The organism is Brevibacillus jepli (genome assembly GCF_047229145.1).
Classification (GTDB): domain Bacteria; phylum Bacillota; class Bacilli; order Brevibacillales; family Brevibacillaceae; genus Brevibacillus.
Map to the genome: position 1 here is coordinate 1 of NZ_JBFEFW010000004.1, position 20453 is coordinate 20453.

15 protein-coding genes, 1 rRNA gene and 1 other annotated feature are annotated in these 20453 nt (G+C 47.4%); of the genes, 2 read left to right on the forward strand and 14 right to left on the reverse strand.

Translation table 11 applies throughout. The annotated features are described in order from the left end of the window. A 16S ribosomal RNA gene (locus tag AB1L17_RS05495) occupies positions 1 to 263 on the reverse strand; the annotation flags it as partial. A gap of 202 nt (positions 264 to 465) precedes the next feature. Between AB1L17_RS05495 and AB1L17_RS05500 the strand changes: the two genes are divergently transcribed. Next, complete coding sequence (locus AB1L17_RS05500) at positions 466 to 1149, forward strand: endonuclease/exonuclease/phosphatase family protein (protein ID WP_412843894.1); 684 nt, start codon at positions 466 to 468, stop codon at positions 1147 to 1149. On the opposite strand, the gene AB1L17_RS05505 is transcribed toward AB1L17_RS05500, so the two are convergent. The 5 genes from AB1L17_RS05505 to AB1L17_RS05525 all read right to left on the reverse strand — a co-directional run bounded on the left by AB1L17_RS05505 (position 1103) and on the right by AB1L17_RS05525 (position 8093). Next, positions 1103 to 2587 carry an alkaline phosphatase family protein gene (locus tag AB1L17_RS05505; protein WP_412843893.1) on the reverse strand — a complete coding sequence of 495 codons (1485 nt, stop codon included), beginning with the start codon at positions 2585 to 2587 and terminating at the stop codon, positions 1103 to 1105. The two genes, AB1L17_RS05500 and AB1L17_RS05505, sit on opposite strands and share 47 nt — an antisense overlap. 129 nt (positions 2588 to 2716) lie before the next feature. Further along, positions 2717 to 4213 (reverse strand): S41 family peptidase, encoded by a 1497-nt coding sequence (locus tag AB1L17_RS05510; RefSeq protein ID WP_412843892.1) that lies wholly within the window; start codon positions 4211 to 4213, stop codon positions 2717 to 2719. Continuing rightward, complete coding sequence (locus AB1L17_RS05515; RefSeq protein ID WP_412843891.1) at positions 4210 to 6210, reverse strand: S-layer homology domain-containing protein; 2001 nt, start codon at positions 6208 to 6210, stop codon at positions 4210 to 4212. The genes AB1L17_RS05510 and AB1L17_RS05515 overlap by 4 nt, the downstream gene beginning before the upstream one ends. Before the next feature lie 57 nt (positions 6211 to 6267). After that, a complete protein-coding gene (locus AB1L17_RS05520; RefSeq protein ID WP_412843890.1) occupies positions 6268 to 7383 on the reverse strand; it encodes a Nif3-like dinuclear metal center hexameric protein in 1116 nt (371 codons plus the stop codon). Next, entirely contained in the window at positions 7359 to 8093 is a 735-nt protein-coding gene (locus AB1L17_RS05525; RefSeq protein ID WP_412843889.1) for a tRNA (adenine(22)-N(1))-methyltransferase, read from the reverse strand. The genes AB1L17_RS05520 and AB1L17_RS05525 overlap by 25 nt, the downstream gene beginning before the upstream one ends. 352 nt (positions 8094 to 8445) lie before the next feature. Here AB1L17_RS05525 and AB1L17_RS05530 point away from each other — a divergent pair, with 352 nt between their 5' ends. Continuing rightward, the gene (locus AB1L17_RS05530; protein ID WP_412843888.1) at positions 8446 to 9723 is read left to right on the forward strand and encodes a S8 family peptidase; all 1278 of its coding nucleotides are present in this window, start codon (positions 8446 to 8448) and stop codon (positions 9721 to 9723) included. A gap of 76 nt (positions 9724 to 9799) precedes the next feature. Here the strand turns inward: AB1L17_RS05530 and AB1L17_RS05535 are convergent, their stop codons facing one another. From AB1L17_RS05535 to glyQ, 8 genes are all read right to left on the reverse strand, one after another. Next, complete coding sequence (locus AB1L17_RS05535) at positions 9800 to 10939, reverse strand: acyl-CoA dehydrogenase (RefSeq protein WP_412843887.1); 1140 nt, start codon at positions 10937 to 10939, stop codon at positions 9800 to 9802. Positions 10940 to 11315: 376 nt separating this feature from the next. Next, positions 11316 to 12230: a hypothetical protein gene (locus AB1L17_RS05540; RefSeq protein ID WP_412843886.1), complete on the reverse strand. Its 915-nt coding sequence runs from the start codon at positions 12228 to 12230 to the stop codon at positions 11316 to 11318. Positions 12231 to 12324: 94 nt separating this feature from the next. Beyond that, positions 12325 to 13455 (reverse strand): RNA polymerase sigma factor RpoD, encoded by a 1131-nt coding sequence (gene rpoD, locus AB1L17_RS05545; RefSeq protein WP_047072497.1) that lies wholly within the window; start codon positions 13453 to 13455, stop codon positions 12325 to 12327. 34 nt (positions 13456 to 13489) lie between these two features. Next, a complete protein-coding gene (dnaG, locus tag AB1L17_RS05550) occupies positions 13490 to 15364 on the reverse strand; it encodes a DNA primase (protein ID WP_412843885.1) in 1875 nt (624 codons plus the stop codon). A gap of 203 nt (positions 15365 to 15567) precedes the next feature. Continuing rightward, on the reverse strand, positions 15568 to 16404 hold the full coding sequence (locus tag AB1L17_RS05555) for a pyruvate, water dikinase regulatory protein (protein ID WP_412843884.1): 837 nt from the start codon (positions 16402 to 16404) through the stop codon (positions 15568 to 15570). A gap of 11 nt (positions 16405 to 16415) precedes the next feature. Then, the gene (gene ccpN / locus AB1L17_RS05560; RefSeq protein WP_412843883.1) at positions 16416 to 17060 is read right to left on the reverse strand and encodes a transcriptional regulator CcpN; all 645 of its coding nucleotides are present in this window, start codon (positions 17058 to 17060) and stop codon (positions 16416 to 16418) included. A 122-nt stretch (positions 17061 to 17182) separates the two neighbouring features. Further along, complete coding sequence (gene glyS, locus AB1L17_RS05565) at positions 17183 to 19252, reverse strand: glycine--tRNA ligase subunit beta (RefSeq protein WP_412843882.1); 2070 nt, start codon at positions 19250 to 19252, stop codon at positions 17183 to 17185. Further along, positions 19245 to 20171 (reverse strand): glycine--tRNA ligase subunit alpha, encoded by a 927-nt coding sequence (glyQ, locus tag AB1L17_RS05570; protein ID WP_412843905.1) that lies wholly within the window; start codon positions 20169 to 20171, stop codon positions 19245 to 19247. The genes glyS and glyQ overlap by 8 nt, the downstream gene beginning before the upstream one ends. 93 nt (positions 20172 to 20264) lie before the next feature. After that, positions 20265 to 20439: a binding site (T-box leader), on the reverse strand. Positions 20440 to 20453 lie beyond the last annotated feature (14 nt).

Consider the following 20453-nt stretch of genomic DNA (forward strand, 5'->3'; position numbering starts at 1 on the left):
AGGCCGTTACCCCACCAACTAGCTAATGCGCCGCAGGCCCATCTCCCAGTGACAGCCGAAGCCGCCTTTTCTTTTCGGATCATGCGATCCAAAAACCTATCCGGTATTAGCATAAGTTTCCCTATGTTATCCCAGTCTGAGAGGCAGGTTGCCTACGTGTTACTCACCCGTCCGCCGCTAGCCTCCGAAGAGACTCGCTCGACTTGCATGTATTAGGCACGCCGCCAGCGTTCGTCCTGAGCCAGGATCAAACTCTCCAATAAAGTGGAAAATGAATCTGACTTCAAGTAAAACACAAGCTTATTTCACAGATTAATTCTATTCCGGTTTTCAAGGAGCATTTTCTACCATTCGCCCCTCAAGCAGAGGCGACGTTTTCTAATATAGCATAGACTAAAACCTAATGCAATAGGGAAAACTAAATAAGTTTAAAAAATGACGTCACAACAAAAAGGAAAGCGATATATGCTACGTGTAGTCAGCTACAACATTCATAGCGGCCGTGATCTCTGGTGGCGAAAACGTCTAACTGAAATGACTCGTACATTACACGACTTACAACCGGATCTTATCGCCCTTCAGGAAGTCCATCAGAACAGGAAGTACGGGTATCAAGCGAGCTACATCGCTGATCAATTACAATATCATCTTGCCTTCGCCCCTTCGATCACGATAAGCGATGGCCATTACGGCAATGCTTTGCTATCGAGGTACACTCTTGAAAATATAGACGCCATCTTGTTGCCAGCTAGAAAAGAACAACGAACACTATTGCTCGCTTCCTTTCAATGGCAAGGCAGAACAATTACGGCTTGTGTCACACACTGTAGTTTAAATCAAGTAAGCAGACAAGCCCAGCTACAACTAATGTCGGCGTTGATTCACCAACACGCAAAAACCCCATTACTTTTAATGGGGGATTTTAACGCGAGTCATGTATCTTTTACACCGCACCTCATGGATTGTGCACTCGTCTCGGGTCAGGAAAAAAAACCAACCCTCCCTGCATTCCGTCGACGACTGGACTATATTTTCGCGTCCCGTCATTGGAATATTGATCATTACGAACTACTCCCCGTCAATTGGTCTGATCATGTCCCGGTTATAGCAGATTTGAGTCTTCCAGTATCCCCAGTTCGCGGAGAATAAAATCTTTTACATCAACCAGTCGAGCTGGGAGTGGAAACCGCTGAGAAGCTCCTGCAACAACTAACGGGATCAGCGAATCTTGCTTATGAAGTGATCCGTGACTTCCTCCCCCTAAATGCGTTGGTGCACATTCCGATAAAAACTCATAGCTTTTCGCTGCAGTAACGACGATAACCTCACCAGTCTGTGAAAACAAAGACCCGTAAAGTCGAGAAAAAGCATCTGGGTAAGTATCAAAAGAAAGGAACTCCCCATCATATTGGACATCCAATACAGAGACGTCACCTTCAACGGACCAAGATGAACCATATGCATCCTGATACTCCCCGTTTCGCCAAAAACACATCTCTTGCCGTGTTCCTCCCCGACGTACCTTTATCTTTTCTCCCTCTTTCCACGCGATCAAATCAATTCTTTCATCCACGCTAACCGCATCTACAATAGATAAGAGGTTCGTTCCATTCACAGGATACAAAAAGCTCATCCGCTCATTATTGCAAATAACCACTTCAACCTCTGGAGTCACATCAGTGCCTAGTGAATGAATCGAAAAATTCGCCAGGAGATGATCCAAAGATATATTGTGGTCCTCACTTGCACCGATAACGGTCTGTCCATGGTCACTAATCAGAATGCATACATTTCTCTCCAGCATTTGCTCCCATGATGTAAAGCTATCAAGAAATCGAACCAGTTGCTTGTCTACATCTGCCAGGTGCTGTAAGGCATCCTCAGGAGAATTGTGGAGCTTATGATCATTCTCCGGGAGATAAACCAGCGTAAAATGTGGCTGCTGTCCGCTGCGAATGACTTCAATCAAAACATCGATAGCATATGTATCATTAATCCCGTAGCCTTCCATGGCGGACTGCGAGAAATTCCATGGGACGGAGCGAAACATCGCAGGACGAACCAGCGCCCCCATACTCATAATCGTTGGGCCACTCACCTTTTCACGCAACGTAAATGAAGTAATCGCATCAAGCAGGGGTGGCAAGTGCACTTTATGCTGCTTGTGCCCACGATGCGCAATAACATTAACCGAACCGGATACCAAATGTTTTTCTTCTACTATCTCATGAATAGTTTTGACGTCCTTGCTCAGATGACGTTCATTCAAATCAAAGAGAACATTCCCGCCACAGCTCGAAATGCCTATTTTTCGGACAGGTGTGGCTCCATTAATATAATTCACCATCTTTTTCTGCTCTGGATCATACCACACTAGACCCGGTACCTTGTGCTGATCAGGGTAAACTCCGGTGATGAGGGAGCAATCAATAGAAGCCGTCATCGTAGGAAAAACAGTCACACAATCTGGTATGTACTGGCTATGCTCCATGAAAAATCGAAACGCCGGTGCTATATTGGCGGCAATGCAGCGCTCCAAAACATCAGGCATCATGGAGTCGATCAGGAAAAGTATGACCTTTTTCATCCGGCTGCCACCCTTCTACTTGTAGTATTCGCACCTGATAGTGTTCGATTATCCAGTACCGAGTATGCACCTGAAAAAGAAAAAGCCCCTGTTCGCCATAAGCGACAAGGACCATACTCACAAAGAAAATTAGGATGTAAACGTAAGTGTGTTCACGCCATTGTTCGTTTGTAGTTTTAACGCAGGATACTTCTTCAAATAAGGAGCGAGTGCCACGTAATCTTTTTCTCCAATAGACGGGTCACCCAGCAAATGCGAAAGCACAGCAGCTCTGATTTGCAGTCCTTGAGGCGTTTGCTTAAAGAGAGGATCAACCGTCGGGAATGGAATACCATTAATGACTGTATCCCCCTCTGCATCACTCAACTCCCACGCATTCACATTTAACGAATGGAGGGCTTCAACTACTTGCGCCCCATAATCCTCTACAAGCATATCCGGTTGGAGTCCCACGTGATTCACCACTGTGTGTTTGGGGGTAAAATACTCGTTCAATGTAAGCTTGAGTGCATCTCCGTCAGATAGTGGGATGACTTGCTGTGCACTCCCTTTTCCATATGTTTTGGTTCCAACCAGCTTGGCGATGTCATGGTCACGCAGCGCACCTGCCAATAGCTCAGATGCAGAAGCTGTTCCACCGTTTACCAAAATTCTTACAGGGATGCCGATGTCCCGCCCATTTCTTACCCACGTTTCGACCTCTACTCCATTACGATTCGTGGTGTACATGAGCAAGCCTTCTTCCATAAAGAGACTCGCGATGTCTCTCGCTGTGGACAAGTACCCTCCACCATTATCTCGCAGATCTAACACCAATCCGGACAATGGTTTTTGCAATCGGGAAAATTCAGCCAGCTTGTCTCTTACTTGAATGGCACCTTCTGACCCAAACGTTTCCAGGCTGATATATCCAATCGAGCCCTTCGTAAACATATGCCCTTCCGCTTCCGGCAGTGTCATGAACGCACGCTTTAGCTTCACTTGGTGCTCCCGTTTGTCGGATGGACGATATACAGTAAGGACAGCTTCAGTCCCTTCGTTGCCCTTCAAATAAGCATACGCTTCATCAAAGGTTTTGCCGACCAAAGAGATCTCATTGACCTTGATCAATTGATCACCCCGCTGCAAAGCGGACGCTGCGGCAGGAGAATTCGGAACAATCTCGCGTATGATGATATGTTCATTTTGCAGCCGTAACCGAAAGCCAAATCCAACAAATTGATTTTCAACATCAGATTGGAACAAACGCAATTCGTCCTGTGTAAAAAACACGCTGTGCGGGTCACCCAGCGTAGAAAGCAATCCATCAATTGCCCACGTGTTCATGGTCGTCGCGTCAAACGCCCCTTTTTTCTGCCATTCGCCCAGCCTCTGCTCCAGCTCATCCCACGTGTCATCTTCTTCTGAAACAGTGAACTGGAGTTGCTTTTTCTGTTGGGCCTGCTCACTGACTTCTTCCAGAGCCCCTTTTACCAATTGCTTGACTTCTGGCTTACTCAAGTGGCTTTCCATGACGTGCAGGAACACTTCTTCTGTTTCCGCAAAAGGATGCTCTGCTGCTTGCACGGGAAGAACGGATGTGAACAGTAATACAGCTGCTACTGCCCATTGACTAAATCGCTTCATGGCGCCACCCCTTTTCGAACATCATCTGGTATGGAAAGTTCAACATTTCTTGTAAAGTCGTAATGATCGGTACCCGAATACGCTACATACCCGTCGTCCTCATAAATTTCTTCATAACGCCACGTATGCTTAATGATTTGATCGCTAGCTCGGTCAATATAATATTTGTTCATGAACAAGGGAACATCCTTCACTTTTCCTTGTCCGAGCGAGACTTTCTTCGATTTCTCTACCAGCATGGAGCCTGGAATCCATTCCGTAATCACATCGTACTTGCCGTAAGATTGTTTGTAGTAACGCGCATGTAACTCCTTGGCGCGATCCGCTACCTTGACAGCACCAACCCACTCATGCAAAAAGTCCACTTTGTCAGTTCGATGCTTGTCCCATGTCTGTCGGTCCGTATCATACGAGTATTGCGTGTTTGTTTTCCCATCTGTATAAGAGAGTAGCTTGTCTGATATTATTTTTTGTGGCGATTGATAGGAGCCTGATATTCTGCTAATTTGTTTTTCTTTATTTATATCCTGCGTATAAGTGAACGTCAGTCCACTCAGCACCGCTTCACCCTTTACTTGATAGGTGTCTGCATTGTCCAACTGGCGCAAAGAGTAACCCAAGTCAGAAATAATCGCTGGCTGATCTTTTAATGACAATAACTCCTGGTTCAACATTTTGTGTAGCTGGTTCATTCTGCTATCCGATGGCTTCGGCTTCACAGCTGCAAGAAGTGCTTCCGCTTCCTGCATACGTCCTTCCTGCAATAAGTAATAGCAGGTGTTAAGCAATGCTTCCGGATTCTTGTCGGCAAACTGTTGGTAACGAGACAAGGCGAGGTCTACCTGACCACTTCTGATTTCCAGTGCTCCCAAGTATATGGCCATTGATTCCCACTCTTTGGAATCTTGCTTCATTTTTTGTTCGTACGCACTGAGTCGGTCGAGCACTTTTTTGTATTGGCTTTGATCCTGGCTGCCTAGCTGCAAGGCAATGTCATACACGTTGGCACTCAATAGCTGGAGCGTCTCCGGAAGAATGATTTTGTCTTCGAAGTAAGCGTCGACAGCATGTAAAGCTTCCTCCAAATTCGTCTCGATCGGTGTTTCAGGATTCCAGCTCAATAAATAGTGAGCACCGACCTGATTAGGAAACGAGGAATCCGCCAGCTTGCGCAACTGTTCAAACGTCTCTTTTGTATCGGTCCTACTCCGAATAGCTGCTGCTGCATCGACATAAATCTGTTCGTCAGCTGTCTTGAGATCGGTATAGGTAGCAAAGAGCGGTAATACCTCTTCGATATCTGGGACAATTGGATACTTCTTCCCATCATAATCCAAGAGGGGCATGATTCCATCCTGAACGAGGTACGTAACCATACGCTGCGCTGCAACTGCAGCATCTCCGCGCTTCACCCGATCCGTCTTTTCTCCCTCAAGCCATCCCCAGGATTGCACTTCTTCCCACGCGTTCGTGCTATCTGGAGACATTGTGAACATTTGCAAAATCTTGGCAGCTTCTTCGTTGCTGATCGGCTGATTCGGCTTCATGTTCTCACCAGGAAAAATGTACTGGATCGCATTGGGGCCATACAGTCGATCCAAGATCGTGGAGATACGCAGTGTTGGCTTGTACATCCATGACAGGCGATCGACATCTTTATAAGGTAAATACGGTTCCTGAAAACCCTCCGCTCGCGACCACTCCGAATGCTCGGATAAGAAGGTAAGCGGATAGATATGGTACTGTCCTCCGTAATACAGACGATCGATCATGGCAATAAATTCTGCGCGTGTCATGTCACGACTTGGGTAAAACTTCGGAACATTCGGGCCAGCCTCAAACAAACCGAGTTGTACACCTTGGATGATTGCGTTTCTCGCCCAGTGCTTACTGATGTCATTGTATGGTAATAAGCCCCCAGCCGCTGATGCGACGCCGGGGGTGAGCAAGCTTATAGCCAGTAATCCACAAGAAATCGTTCGGATTAGTTTTTGCACATAAAATCCTCCTACACTTCATCTGGCAGGCCCGCATAATATTGAGCCTGCGACTGTCTAAACAAACTGGAATGGATCTGTGTGCACACGCGAAGGAATAACCTCTGTTTCGTAGCCATTTGACTTCAACTGCTCAAGCAAAATAGTCGCCAGCTTTTCCTTCATGATTTTTTCGATATTGTGACCAGCATCTACGATCGACAAGCCTTCTGCTTGTGCATCATGTGCCGTGTGATAGCCGATATCTCCTGTCAAGTAAACATCCGCGCCTTTAAAAATGGCTTTGGAAACAAAGGAGCTTCCGTCTCCACCTACTACAGCTACTTTCTTGACTATAGAGTCCAAATCACCAACCACGCGAAGACCTTGGAGAGAAAAACGCTCTTTTACGAGCAAGGAAAATTCCCGTAGTGTCAGTGGCGTAGGCAGCGTTCCGATTCGCCCAATTCCGTAGGCTGTACCAGACTGCTCCAAAGGAATAATGTCATAGGCCACCTCTTCATATGGATGGGCAGCTAGCATGGCTTTGACCACGGCCGATTGTTTGGATGCAGGTACAATCATCTCGATCCGGACTTCCTCTGCTTTTTCCAGCTTGCCCATCGAACCGATATGAGGATTCGTTCCTTCTCCTGGTAAAAAGGTTCCGGTGCCTTCCGTCTGAAATGAACAGTGACTATAGTTACCTACATGTCCTGCCCCGGCTTCTGCAAGTGCAGTGAACACTGCTTCCTTGTGTGTCGCTGGGACAAATACGACGAGCTTCTTCCAAGCTTCACGCGAAAGAACATCAAGGACATCTACATCGGTGAGCCCAACCGCTTCTGCCAGCCAGTCGTTCATTCCACCATACGCAACGTCCAGGTTTGTATGGGCTGTGTATACTGCAATATCGTGCTTGATTAGCTTTTCGAACACACGTCCTGCTGCAAGATCAGTACGTAGGTGTTTGAGCGGTCGATAAATGACTGCGTGATGAGCGACAATCAGATCAACGCCCTCTGCAATTGCCTCATCAACAACCGATTCGAGCACATCAAGTGCGACCATCACTTTTTTTACCTTTTTTTGCAAGGTGCCTACATGAAGTCCAATCTTGTCGCCTTCCATCGCCAACGATTTTGGCGCCAGACGTTCTACGTATTGTATTACAGTTTGTCCGTGCGCAAGCATGCAATCACCCCATCAATCCAGTTTACTTCTGCTTCGATATCTTTAATTCGCTCTGCTGCCTCTGGCTTGTCTGAACGCTTCAATTGAGCGATCACCTTTTGCCATTTCTCTTGCTCATGCAGCCACTTTTCTTGTAGTACTTCTGATTTTTCTTCCCACAGAAACGGACCTATGCGCAAGAGCTCTTCCTGGGTACGGTCTTTGTGCTCATAAGGCAACGTAGGATTACCCCGTTCTGCAACGAGAATCTCATAAATCACGCCGTCCTCCTCTAAAATGGACTCCGCGATTAACTCCCAACCATTTTTTATCATCCAGAGGCGAACAGCTTCTTCTCCAACGTTCGGCTGTAGAATCAAGCGTTGAACACCTTCCAGCTTGTCTGTTCCTGCTTCCAAAATGGAAACGATCAATTGTCCGCCCATTCCTGCGATGCATATCACATCTGCTTCGCCAGGACTGAGTACCGCAAGCCCGTTTCCCTTACGCACAGAAGCGCGATCTTTTACCTGCAATGTATGTATTTGTTTTTGTGCTGCTTGAAAAGGCCCTTCATTCAATTCGCCTGCTATCACGTAGGAAGCAATACCTTTTACAAGCAAATAAGAAGCCAACAACGCATGATCCGACCCGATGTCGGCGACGCGGGCTCCTTCAGGACAATAGCGGGCAATCGTTTGTAGCCGCTTGGATATCGATACTGATGTCATCTGTTTATTCACCTTCCGTTCCCTCTATTCTACCCTATTTGGCAGCAATTGCGAAATGCTAATTCCCTAACAGATGATCACCAAAGAACGACAAATTCCCTGCCGTTAGTCCCAGCTGGGATAGTGCTGGTCTTCGTCTTTTTGAATGTGTGATCCAGAAACGAATCGGAAGGGTAAGTGAAGTTTTAAAACGATGTCTTTATTGGTATTTTATGTAATAAATGTTAAAAATTATGAAATTGTGAACTTTATTTTAATAAATAAATATTTACAATTTTTTACCAAATCTGTATATTAACGCCATACACATCATGAACTACACAACTTAACTATCTGTAAGGAGGAGAACAGCATGAAAAAAAGAACCGGCAAGTGGTGGGGCATGGGATTTCTCTCTACAGCGCTACTGATGAGTGTCTTCACAAGTGTGGGGGCAGCCAGTAATGATTCAACCAAAGAATTTGGAACTACACGGGTATTAATTCAGTCAGATTCGGATGTGAGGACCGGTTATTTTGCTGAGCCACTGGAAGTACGTCATGATTTTGGTGAAGAGGGCTTTACTCTCGATGTAAATAGTGATCTACTTAACCAACTGAAAAGCGATCCCAATGTGAACATTACAGTGCTGCAAAAATTAAAGATAGCTGAATATAAAGAAGAAAATCAAGCAAGTGAGCCAAACTTCTCTCCATTGGCAATCATTCCGTGGGGAATTAAAGCCATCTATAAGAACCCGTCCCTCTCCACTGCGACTGGTGGTGCAGATATTCGTGTAGCAGTCCTGGATACTGGCGTGTATACACAGCACCAAGACCTAACCTCTAACGCAGAGCAATGCAACGATTTCACGCAAGCATCTCCTGTTGTTACCGGTGCTTGCAATGATGCACATGGTCATGGAACACACGTCGCTGGAACTGTTCTCGCCAACGGCGGCGGTGGCGCAGGTATTTATGGTGTAGCACCGGATGCAAAGCTATGGGCATATAAAGTATTAGATGACTCAGGATCGGGATATGAGGATGACATTGCCTATGCGATTCGTTACGCTGCTGATCAATCCTCTCAATTAGGCGTGAAAACGATCGTCTCTATGTCCCTTGGCTCCAGCAGAAAGAGTACCCTCATTGATAGTGCCATTCATTATGCAAACCAAAACGGTGTGTTAGTCGTCGCTGCGGCCGGTAACTCTGGGCCGACGGTAAATAGCATTGGCTACCCTGGGGCATTAGTGAATACAGTAGCCGTAGCAGCGTTAGAGAATGTACAACAAAACGGAACCTACCGTGTAGCTAACTTCTCTTCTCGTGGCATCAACGGGCAAGCCGGAGACTACCTGATTCAAGAGCGCGATGTTGAAGTATCAGCACCAGGGCGCGCTGTTGAGTCTACATGGAATAACGGTGGCTATCATTCCATCAGCGGAACCTCCATGGCAACTCCACACATCTCAGGCTTGGCAGCAAAAATCTGGGCAACCAATCCATCTTGGAGCTATCAAGATGTTCGTGTAGAATTACAAAAACGTGCGAAAGCAAATGATATCAAAGGTGGCACGAATGCTGCTGCAGGGGACGATATCGCTAGTGGATTTGGATTCCCAACCGTACAACCTGGCGATCAATAAAAAGTAAGAAACAAAAAAAGCATGACTGTCAGTTTTCGCTGGCAGTCATGCTCTTTCGTTATCAAACACGAAAAGGTTAGCACCCGATTTCTCTTGCGATGACATTACGCAATATCTCTGAGGTACCCTCGCCGATCTCCAGTAGCCGGGCATCGCGGAAAAATCGCTCCACCTGATACTCCCGCATATAACCATAGCCACCGTGAATCTGGATAGCCTGATGCGTAGCAGACATGGCAATCTCCGAAGCGTACAGTTTGGCCATTGCCGCTTCTTTTGTAAATTTGCGACCGTGATCCTTCAGCCAGGCTGCTTTATACACCATCGTTCTCGCCAGCTCGATTTGCATCGCCATATCCGCCAGCTTGTGCTGAATCGCTTGGAAATGACTCAAGGAGTTGCCAAAAGCTGTACGTTGCTTCGAATATTGCAGCGCCTTGTCGTAGGCAGCCTGGGCAATTCCAACTGCCATAGCACCAATCCCGATTCGACCACCATCTAATGTAATGAGGAACTGCTTAAACCCTTCGCCCTGCTCCCCAAGGACGTTCTCCTCTGGCACTCGGACATTTTCAAGAACGAGCTCCGTCGTATTGGAGCTATGCAAACCAAGTTTTTCGTAGTTCGCTAATACTTGAAAGCCTGGAGCATCAGTTGGAACGATAAAAGCTGTGATCCCCCGTGACCCCTTGGCCTTGTCTGTAACAGCTGTCAAAGCTAGAAAAGAAGCATAAGAAGCATTTGTAATGAAGCATTTGGAGCCATTAATCGTCCACTCACCATCAGTAATGGAAGCATTTGTCCTCGTGCCACCCGCGTCAGAGCCTGCATTCGGTTCCGTCAATCCAAACGCTCCCAAGCTTTCGCCTGAACAGATTTTGCTTAGATACTTCAGCTTTTGCTCTTCAGTTCCAAACAAGGCAAGCGGAGCGCCACCCAGAGAAATATGTGCCGAATACGTAATGCCTGTAGACCCGCAAGCACGACTAAGCTCTTCTACTACAATCGCAAAGCTCGTAGAATCAGCTCCCGCTCCCCCGTATTTCTCCGGGAAAGGAAGGCCCATCAAGTTCAGATCACTCATCTGCTTGAATATTTCGACAGGAAATTGTTTGGTTTGATCGCGTTCGTCCGCTCCTGGCGCCACTACCTCATCGGCAAATTCGCGTATCATTTTTTTCAACATTTGTTGTTCTGAAGTCAAATCGAAGTTCATATTCGCTGCCCCCTTGAAAACGCTTTAGTAAAGAACCATCAAGAAACACACCGTTTTGACTGAGCGTTTGTTCAGAATACTCTTACCATTATACACCACGTTTTGGATTCATGTGGTAATTTCTCAAAAAAAAACACGCCTATGACCGGCGTGCTCCTAATAAAATCGCTCCCAAAAAAGATACGGAAGCTGCTATGTACCCGAGGCTATATGTATTTACTCCCATATACTTCGCTATAGTTTCTCCACTCAGAAAAATAGCCGCAAGTACAATTCCCATTAGTACTTTCCACTTGTTGTCCATCTACTCACCCCGTTTTCTCTCTACTGAAATTGTAGCAGATAAGTAGTACGAGGAAAACGGGAAGTCAGGGTGCTACAGCCGCAGCCACGTGTACCAGTATCCACGAGTGAAGAAGAACATAGCTGAAGCTACGAATACTTTAATGAACAACAGCAATTGAATCATATCCCGCTTCGTTTCTGGAATGTACAGAGCCTGTATCTCTGCACCAAAGAAAAAGGCAAGTCCGCAAATAGCAAATACTCCCGCCCATTTCGTATTGGCGTTATTCATTAAGAAGCCCATCCCTGTAAGCAAGCACGCCAACGGTACCCAGTACAGCTCCGACTTCCACCATGTGTAATCCACCCCTACTCGATGAACGGTTGTGATTCCATACAAGAGAGCCAATCCGAGCATCCCCGCATAAAGCAAATACGCATAACCGAAAACAATTGCACTGATGCACAAAAGCATGCAAATGAATCCTAAGTAAAATAACAACAGTGGCGTTGCCCCATCCAATTTCTGGATACAATACACACCACCTGCGATCAAGATCGCAAAAGATAATGCCAAAAACAAATGCGTCAATGGCGGGGCCGTCCTTCGATAGACCAATCCCAGAATATAGAAAACAAGAGCGAAACAGGCAAAGATGGTAATTTGCATTGGGGTTTGAAAACGGTTAAAATGAAAAGCAAGTAAGATCAAACCAGCAATAATAAAGGCACCAAGGAGCCATGCCACTACCATTTTCCCCGTAACTGGAGAGACAGTTCTAGGTGCATACACATTCGTTACAGATGATGATGAATTGACTTTTCCTTGAAACACACCCGGTGCCGTTCCCTTTCGCTCATTCCCGCCTGCGGACGCCGGAGTATTTGGCCGATCCCCTTCTGTATACAGATTTAACAAGAAAATGCAGTAATGTTCAGGCAGTAAATGGTTGCGCCGCCAATTTTCAATTTCGGTGATGATCGTGCGCTTGCGCTGGTCGTCCAACGCGGCCCCTCCTAACTATCGACAGAAAGTGTTTAGTTACGTGAATAAGAAAAGCCTACGTCGGCTAACGTAGGCCACATACTTCTTATATCGGTTATTCCAAGAAATCTTTTAAGCGTTTACTTCTACTCGGATGACGTAGTTTGCGAAGTGCTTTTGCTTCGATCTGACGAATCCGTTCACGGGTTACGCCAAACACTTTACCTACTTCTTCCAACGTCCGTGTACGTCCGTCATCCAATCCAAAACGCAGACGCAGTACGTTTTCTTCCCGATCTGTCAATGTATCCAAAACGTCTTCCAACTGTTCTTTCAGAAGTTCATAAGCAGCTGCATCAGATGGCTCCAATGCATCCTGATCCTCAATGAAATCACCCAAGTGGGAATCGTCTTCTTCTCCAATTGGAGTCTCCAGGGATACTGGCTCTTGGGCAATCTTCATGATCTCCCGAACTTTTTCTGGAGTGAGGTCCATTTTTTCAGCGATTTCTTCCGGCATCGGCTCACGACCGAGCTCTTGCAGGAGCTGGCGGGAAACGCGGATTAATTTGTTGATCGTTTCCACCATATGAACCGGAATGCGGATCGTCCGAGCCTGGTCTGCAATGGCACGAGTAATCGCTTGGCGAATCCACCAGGTTGCATACGTACTGAACTTGTAGCCCTTGCGGTAGTCGAACTTTTCCACCGCTTTAATCAGACCCATGTTCCCTTCTTGAATCAAGTCGAGGAACAGCATGCCGCGTCCTACATAACGCTTCGCAATCGATACAACCAATCGCAGGTTCGCCTCAGCCAGACGTCTTTTGGCTTCCTCATCACCTTGTTCAATGCGCTGTGCCAGTTTAATCTCCTCTTCTGCGGAGAGCAGAGGAACTCGACCAATTTCCTTCAGATACATCCGTACAGGGTCATTGATCTTAATTCCAGGCGGAACGGAGAGATCGTCAAAGTCGAATTCTTCGTTGTCCTCGTCCTTGATGATCATTTGATCGACTTCATCATCGTCATCTTCATTCTCATTGTTGTTAATCTCAATGCCTTGATCACCAAGATATTCAAAAAACTCATCCATTTGATCAGAATCCTGCTCGAAACCTGCCAGGCGATCCGTAATTTCCTTGTACGACAAAACGCCGCGTTTCTTGCCTAATTCGACCAACTGTTCCTTCACTTGTTCGATGGACATTGCTTCCATGTCGGAAGTGATATTTTGCTTGTTCATCTACTTTCCCTCCTTCCCCGGGAATGATCTGAAGCTACCCTTCTTTTAAAGCATTTTCCAATTCAAGAATCTTCATCCCTGTAACGGCTGCTTGAAGTTCAAGTTGTTTGCGCGCATCCTCGCTGTCCGCTGCGGCCGCTTGGAGGTGTAAGCTCCGCTGCTCATCGCGCAATCGTTCCAACTCGGCACGCTTCGGGTAGTTATTCACTTGTTTGATGTAGTCACCGATCTCTAAATCAGATACGTCGTTGTTGCACTCCATCATGGCCAATCCCGAGGCTAATTGCTTTAACAAATCGTCTTGCACATAATGTATAAACTTTCCAGGGTCTTCCGGGTTTCCCTCTGCGTAGTAAGCGTACAGGTAGGCAGCTAGCGCATCGTGTTCATCCACCTGAAAGTGGGCGCTGCATTCCTGCTGGACGCGGGCGGCTATTTCTTCATTCCGCATCATGTAGTAAAGCAGCATGCGCTCAGCCGTGTGGTAAGCGGGTGGCAGTGTTTTCGCGAGCGTAACTTTGCCATTATTTATACTATTATTCCATGCTGGCGTCACTTTATCCCTTTGGCGTTCACTTTTTTGCTGATTGTACGCACGTTTGGACTCCCACTTTAAATCACCGAGGGTCAGGGAATATTCTTCTGCCAATTGCCGTTGATACATGTCCCGTTCCACCGGGCTGCTGAGTTCGTTGATGATCTCGACCGCCCTCGCGATCAAGCGGGCTTTGTCCGTCTCATCTTTTATTACGAACTGGCTGCGTAAATGTTTCAGACGGAAAGCCGTAATTGGCATCGCCTGTAACAATACCTGCTGGGAAAATGCTTCAGCCCCATGCTGGCGGATGTAATCATCCGGGTCAACTCCCTGTGGAAGTGGAGCCACTCGAACGATCAAACCGGCTTGCTGCAAAACGTGAATCGCCTTGCTTGTTGCTTCTTGTCCTGCAGCATCTCCGTCATAACAGAGTACGACCGACTCCGTATTGCGACGAAGGATTCTGGCCTGCTGCTCCGTCAAGGCTGTTCCCAATGTGGCAATACCTTGCATAAAACCCGCCTGCCATGCCGAAATGACATCGACATATCCTTCAAACAGCAGCGCCTCTTTTCTCTTTCTAATAACAGGGCGTGCTCGATGAAGATTAAACAGCGTAGCGCTTTTGTTGAACAAAAGGCTTTCCGGGCTATTCAGATACTTGGGTTGAGACTTTTGGTTGGAATTGGGCTTCGATCCTTGCAGTAAACGCCCACCAAATCCGATGACGTTTCCTTGTGAATCCTGGATCGGAAACATGATACGGCCTCGAAAGCGATCAAAGATCTTTCCTGCTTCGCTCTTGGCCAAAAGCCCTGCCTCCACCATCAATTCCTGTGAAAATCCCCGCTTTGTCAACTGCTGCGTCACGAAATCCCAGGAATCCGGGGCAAATCCGATTTGATATTCGGCTATAGTTGCCTCAGTCATTCCGCGCTTTGCGAGGTACTTCATCGCCTCCGCGCCATAGGGGGTTTTCGTAAGCACGTAGTGGTAGAGGCGTGAAACGAATGTATGCGCTTCTTGCATGGCATGCTTCATCCGTTTTTCAGGTGATTCCTCTACTTGCTGCGGCTGGGGCACAGCTATCCCGGCACGCTCCGCCAATTTGTGCAGTGCCTCTGGAAAAGTCATTTGCTCCAGTTTCATTAAAAAGGAAAAGATATCCCCGCCTGCCCCACAGCCAAAGCAATGAAAAAACTGTCGCTCTGCATTTACGTTGAAGGAAGGGCTCTTTTCAGAGTGAAACGGACATAGACCGAGAAAGGCACGACCGCTTTTTCTCAGTTGAACGTACTCTCCTACAACGTCTACGATGTCGACAGCGGCACGCACTTGATTTACAAATTCATCTGAAGTGGGACCAGTCATGTCTTTCCACCTTTATTAGGAGAATCGCACGTGAGATTATTTAGTTCGTCAAAATTCGTCAATTTCCTTCTTTGCATCAAACTTCTTTTCTTCTTTTCTACTTTTCCACATTTCTAAGTGCAATAAACGCTGTGGAACTCACGTATTATGGGTACCTCAGCTAATTGATTTTCTACAAAAAACGGCAAATTCCTTCTTTCGGCCTATTTCCTTTCATTTCGAAGATTGTTTTTGCGAATCATCTCCAAAATGATGTTTGCTGTTTCTTCTACAGCCTTGTTAGACACATCGATAACCGTACATCCGAGGCGCTCGATAATACGCTTGGAATAAGCCAGCTCTTCAGCAATACGTTCCAGATTGGCATAGTTGGCTTGTGCGGTCAATCCAAGTGCTTTCAGGCGTTCTGTCCGAATGCCATTCAGCTGCTCTGGATTGATCGTCAGCCCAATACACCGCTCTATGGGGAGCTGGAACAATTCTTCCGGTGGCTCTACCTCTGGGACAAGCGGTACATTGGCAACCTTTAGTCGTTTGTTAGCCAAATACATCGAGAGAGGCGTCTTGGACGTACGCGATACGCCAATCAATACTACATCTGCTCGTAACAGGCCGCGAGGGTCCCGTCCATCGTCATACTTGACAGCAAACTCGATAGCGTCTACTTTGCGGAAATACTCTTCATCCAGTCGGCGTACCAAACCTGGTTTTCCTGTTGGAGGCTCCTTTAACATGCCTTGCAATGTATTCATGAGCGGCCCCATTACATCGAGAGCTGGAATCCCGTGAAGAGCAGCCTGTTGTGTAATATACGCATTCAGCTCCGGAATGACCAGAGTGAACACGATCATTGCCTTTGATTCTTTTGCCGAAGCAATAATTTCGTCGATAGAGTCCTTGTCTTCTATGTACGGATACTTTTGTACATCAAACAAAAAACGATCAAACTGACTAGCTCCTGCGCGAACGACAAGCTCGGCCGTTTCGCCGATGGAGTCTGAGACTACATAGATGAGCTGTCCTTGCTGATTACCTGGCATCGCTTCTCCTCCTACACTTTCGGTTCGCTACCCAATTCCACAAATGCTTTAGCGATCGTCGTCTTGGTGACACGCCCCATCAGTTCCATGTACTTCGGATCTGCTTCACTCGGCCGTACGACAGGCAGTGAATCGATCTGAAAATCAATCAGCTTTTTGGCCGCTGCGTACAAGGTCTCCTCAGGTGCGCACGTAATGATATTCGGCATTCTAGACATGATAATGCTGACCGGCACATCCTCCAGCGTCTTGTTGCCCAAAGAAGCCCGCAAGAGGTCTTTTCGTGATATCACGCCAGCCAAATACCCTTTTTGATTGACGACGAACAACGTACCCACATCCTCCAAAAAGAGGGTAACAATTGCGTCGTAAGCGGAGGCGGATTCGGAAACCACGATCGGAACCGCCTTGTAGTCATTGACGAGAAGCTTGTGAAGCCGTTCACTTATGACTGAGCTTGCGGGTCTGCCGGCATAAAAATACCCGACCCGAGGTCTGGCTTCTAAGTATCCTGACATCGTGAGGATGGATAAATCAGGGCGCAGCGTAGCACGAGTCAGATTCAGGCGCTCCGCTATATGCTCTCCTGTTATTGGTCCGTCATCCTTCACTATCTGTAAGATGTGCTCTTGTCGTTTGGTAAGCTCGATGACCAATCACCCCGTTCTGTCTTTACCTCTTCCTAGTATTACTCTATTCGACGGGATATTCCTTCTTTCACGCGGAAAAAAGGTGCCCCCGCCTGATTTTCAGACGAAGGCACCGGTTTTATTTTGTTTTAGGCAAATACAATTTTGGAAAAGTCTGCGTAGCGATAAAGCTCACGGGAAAGTTGCAAGAGAAGTCCCAGACGATTTGCACGAACAGCCTGATCTTCTGCCATGACCATTACCTTATCAAAGAATGCGTTGATCGGCTGGCGCAGAGTTGACAAGGTAGCGAGTACCTTCTCCTGATCCTTCAGACCTTCTACATCCTTTTGAACAGCTTGGAATGCCTGATACAATCCACGTTCCACATCTTCAGCGAACAAAGCTTCGCTTACTTGATCTGCATCTGCTTTTTGTGCCAGATTGTTTACCCGGTTAAACTGCTCCACAATCAGCTTGAATTCTTCCGTTTGTACCGCTCCCATCAGTGCTTTTGCTTTTGCCAGCACCTCTGGAACAAGTGTCAGGTCGGCAGCGAGGACTGCGTCGATGACATCATAGCGAACGCCATGATCCTGCAGAACGTTTTTCAGACGGAGTGCGAAGAAATCCACTAAGTCCTTTTTCACGTCTTCTGCCGGTCTCTTGTTTACGCCTTGGGCTGCATAGCCTTCCATAGCAGCATCCCACAGCTGGCCGAGCGAAATCTGCCAATCGCGATCCACCAAAATAGAAACGATACCCGCAGCCATACGGCGCAGACCGTACGGGTCCTGTGAGCCAGTAGGCACAATACCGATCGAGAAGCAGCCTACAATCGTATCCATCTTGTCAGCTAGGCTGACGATGGCTCCCTGTGCGGAAGCAGGCATTTTGTCCCCTGCAAAACGCGGCAGGTAATGCTCGAATACGCCGCTTGCGACGAGGTCAGACTCACCCGCTTTACGTGCGTAATCTTCACCCATGATTCCTTGCAGTTCAGGGAATTCGCCGACCATGTTGGTAACGAGGTCGAATTTAGCAATTTCTGCAATGCGGTCTACCTGCTTGGTTTCTTCAGGGCTTACACCCAGCTTGCTTGCAATCAGACCAGCTGTTTTACGTACACGTCGAACTTTATCACCGATTGTTCCCAGCTCTTCATGGTAAACGATTGTCTCCAAACGCTTCAGGCAGCTTTCAATGGACAGCTTTTGGTCTTCCACGTAGAAGAAGCGAGCATCAGACAGACGGGCACGAAGAACTTTTTCATTCCCTTTTGCTACGTTTTCCAGAGCGCGGCTGTCTCCGTTACGAACCGTAACGAAGTGATTCAGCAGTTGACCATCAGCGTTTTCAACTGGGAAATAGCGCTGGTGCTCACGCATGGAAGTAACCAAAACTTCACGCGGAATGGAGAGGAATTCTTCCTCGAACGTACCGAAAAGGGCTGTTGGATATTCAACGAGATGAACCACTTCATCCAGCAGGCCTTCATCCATCGGGATTTTCCAGCCATTCTCTTGCTCCAAGCGATGAATTTGGTCCACAATCGCTGCTCTGCGCTCGTCAGGATTCACCATGACGTATTGTTCAGCCAGCTTGCTCACGTATTCACTTGGATGATTCAGCGTTACTTCAGTACCCAAGAAACGGTGTCCGCGAGATACACGTCCACTCGTTACACCAGCGATCTCAAGCTCGATCAATTCTTCTCCGAACAGGGCAACCATCCAACGAATCGGACGAACGTACTTCAAATCTCTTGCGCCCCAGCGCATGTTTTTCGGGAAGCTCATTCCAGCAATGACGTCAGCCAGTTGCGGTAATAGCTCCGTAGTTGGTTTACCCGCCTCGGATTTGCGAGCATGAACATACTCGATGCCATTTACTTCTTTATAATATAGTTGGTCTGGCTCAACATTGTTGCTGCGCGCAAAGCCAAGTGCTGCTTTCGACCAGTTACCCGCTTCATCTTGCGCGATTTTGCGAGCTGGACCTTTTGCTTCATCATTGCGGTCAGGCTGCTTTTCTGCAAGTCCGTTGATCAAGAGGGCAAAACGGCGAGGTGTCTCCAATGCCGTAATTTGATCAAACGGCACGCGCTCAGCAGTCAGCCACTTTTCTACTTTTTCCTTGAATTGTGCCGCTGCCAGTGCGACAAAACGAGCAGGCATTTCTTCCAAACCAACTTCGACGAGTAGATCGCGCTTACTCATTTGTATCCTCTCCCTTCACCTGATTCGCTTGATCCGCAGCTTCTGCGTTGCCTTTTTGCAAAAGCGGGAAGCCAAGGCGCTCACGCTCTTTGTAGTAGGTTTGTGCTACTTCACGAGACAGGTTGCGTACACGAGCGATATAGCCTGTACGCTCTGTCACACTGATTGCTCCACGAGCATCAAGCAAGTTGAAGGTGTGGGAGCATTTCAGTACGTAATCATACGCTGGGTAAACCAGTCGCTCAGCCATCAATCTCTTAGCTTCTGCCTCGTACGTATTGTAGAGAGAGAACAGCATGTCGACGTCGGACAGCTCAAACGTGTATTTGGAATGCTCGTATTCTGGCTGCAGGAATACATCTCCGTACGTATAGCCATTGCACCATTCCAGATCGAACACATTTTCTTTCTCCTGAATGTATGAAGCCAAGCGCTCAAGTCCGTAAGTCAGCTCGACTGCGACTGGCTTGCATTCCAGACCGCCTACTTGCTGGAAGTACGTGAACTGCGTGATCTCCATTCCGTCCAGCCAAACTTCCCAGCCCAAGCCCCATGCACCAAGTCCAGGATGCTCCCAGTTGTCCTCTACAAATCGGATGTCATGCTCAAGCGGATCGATCCCGAGCTCGCGCAAGCTCTCCAGGTACAGCTCCTGAATATTGTCCGGAGATGGCTTCATGATTACTTGGAACTGGTGATGCTGATACAGACGGTTCGGGTTCTCCCCATAGCGTCCATCCGCCGGGCGACGGGAAGGCTCTACATAAGCGACATTCCACGGCTCAGGACCAATGGAACGAAGGAAGGTCATCGGGTTTAGCGTACCTGCCCCTTTTTCAACGTCATACGGCTGGACAATCAGACAGTTTTGCTTTGCCCAAAAGTTTTGCAGCGTCAAAATGATGTCTTGAAATGTCATTTTCATGCTTTTTCCTCCTCCAACTATTTAGAAACCTAGGCTTTGTGAACGAACTAAAAAAACCTCCCGCCTCTACACTGCCTGATGCGACAGTGTAGGGACGAGAGGATTCTCGCGGTTCCACCCTACTTGGCGAATAACATCTTCGCCCACCTTAGAATTAAATTGCTCCAGAACGCCCTTCATCAGCTTGGTGACCGGGCTTCCACTATCCCCGGTTCGCTTTTACAGCCAGTGGCCGACTACTCTTTTCCTTCATGGCAACATTCAGTATACAAGTTT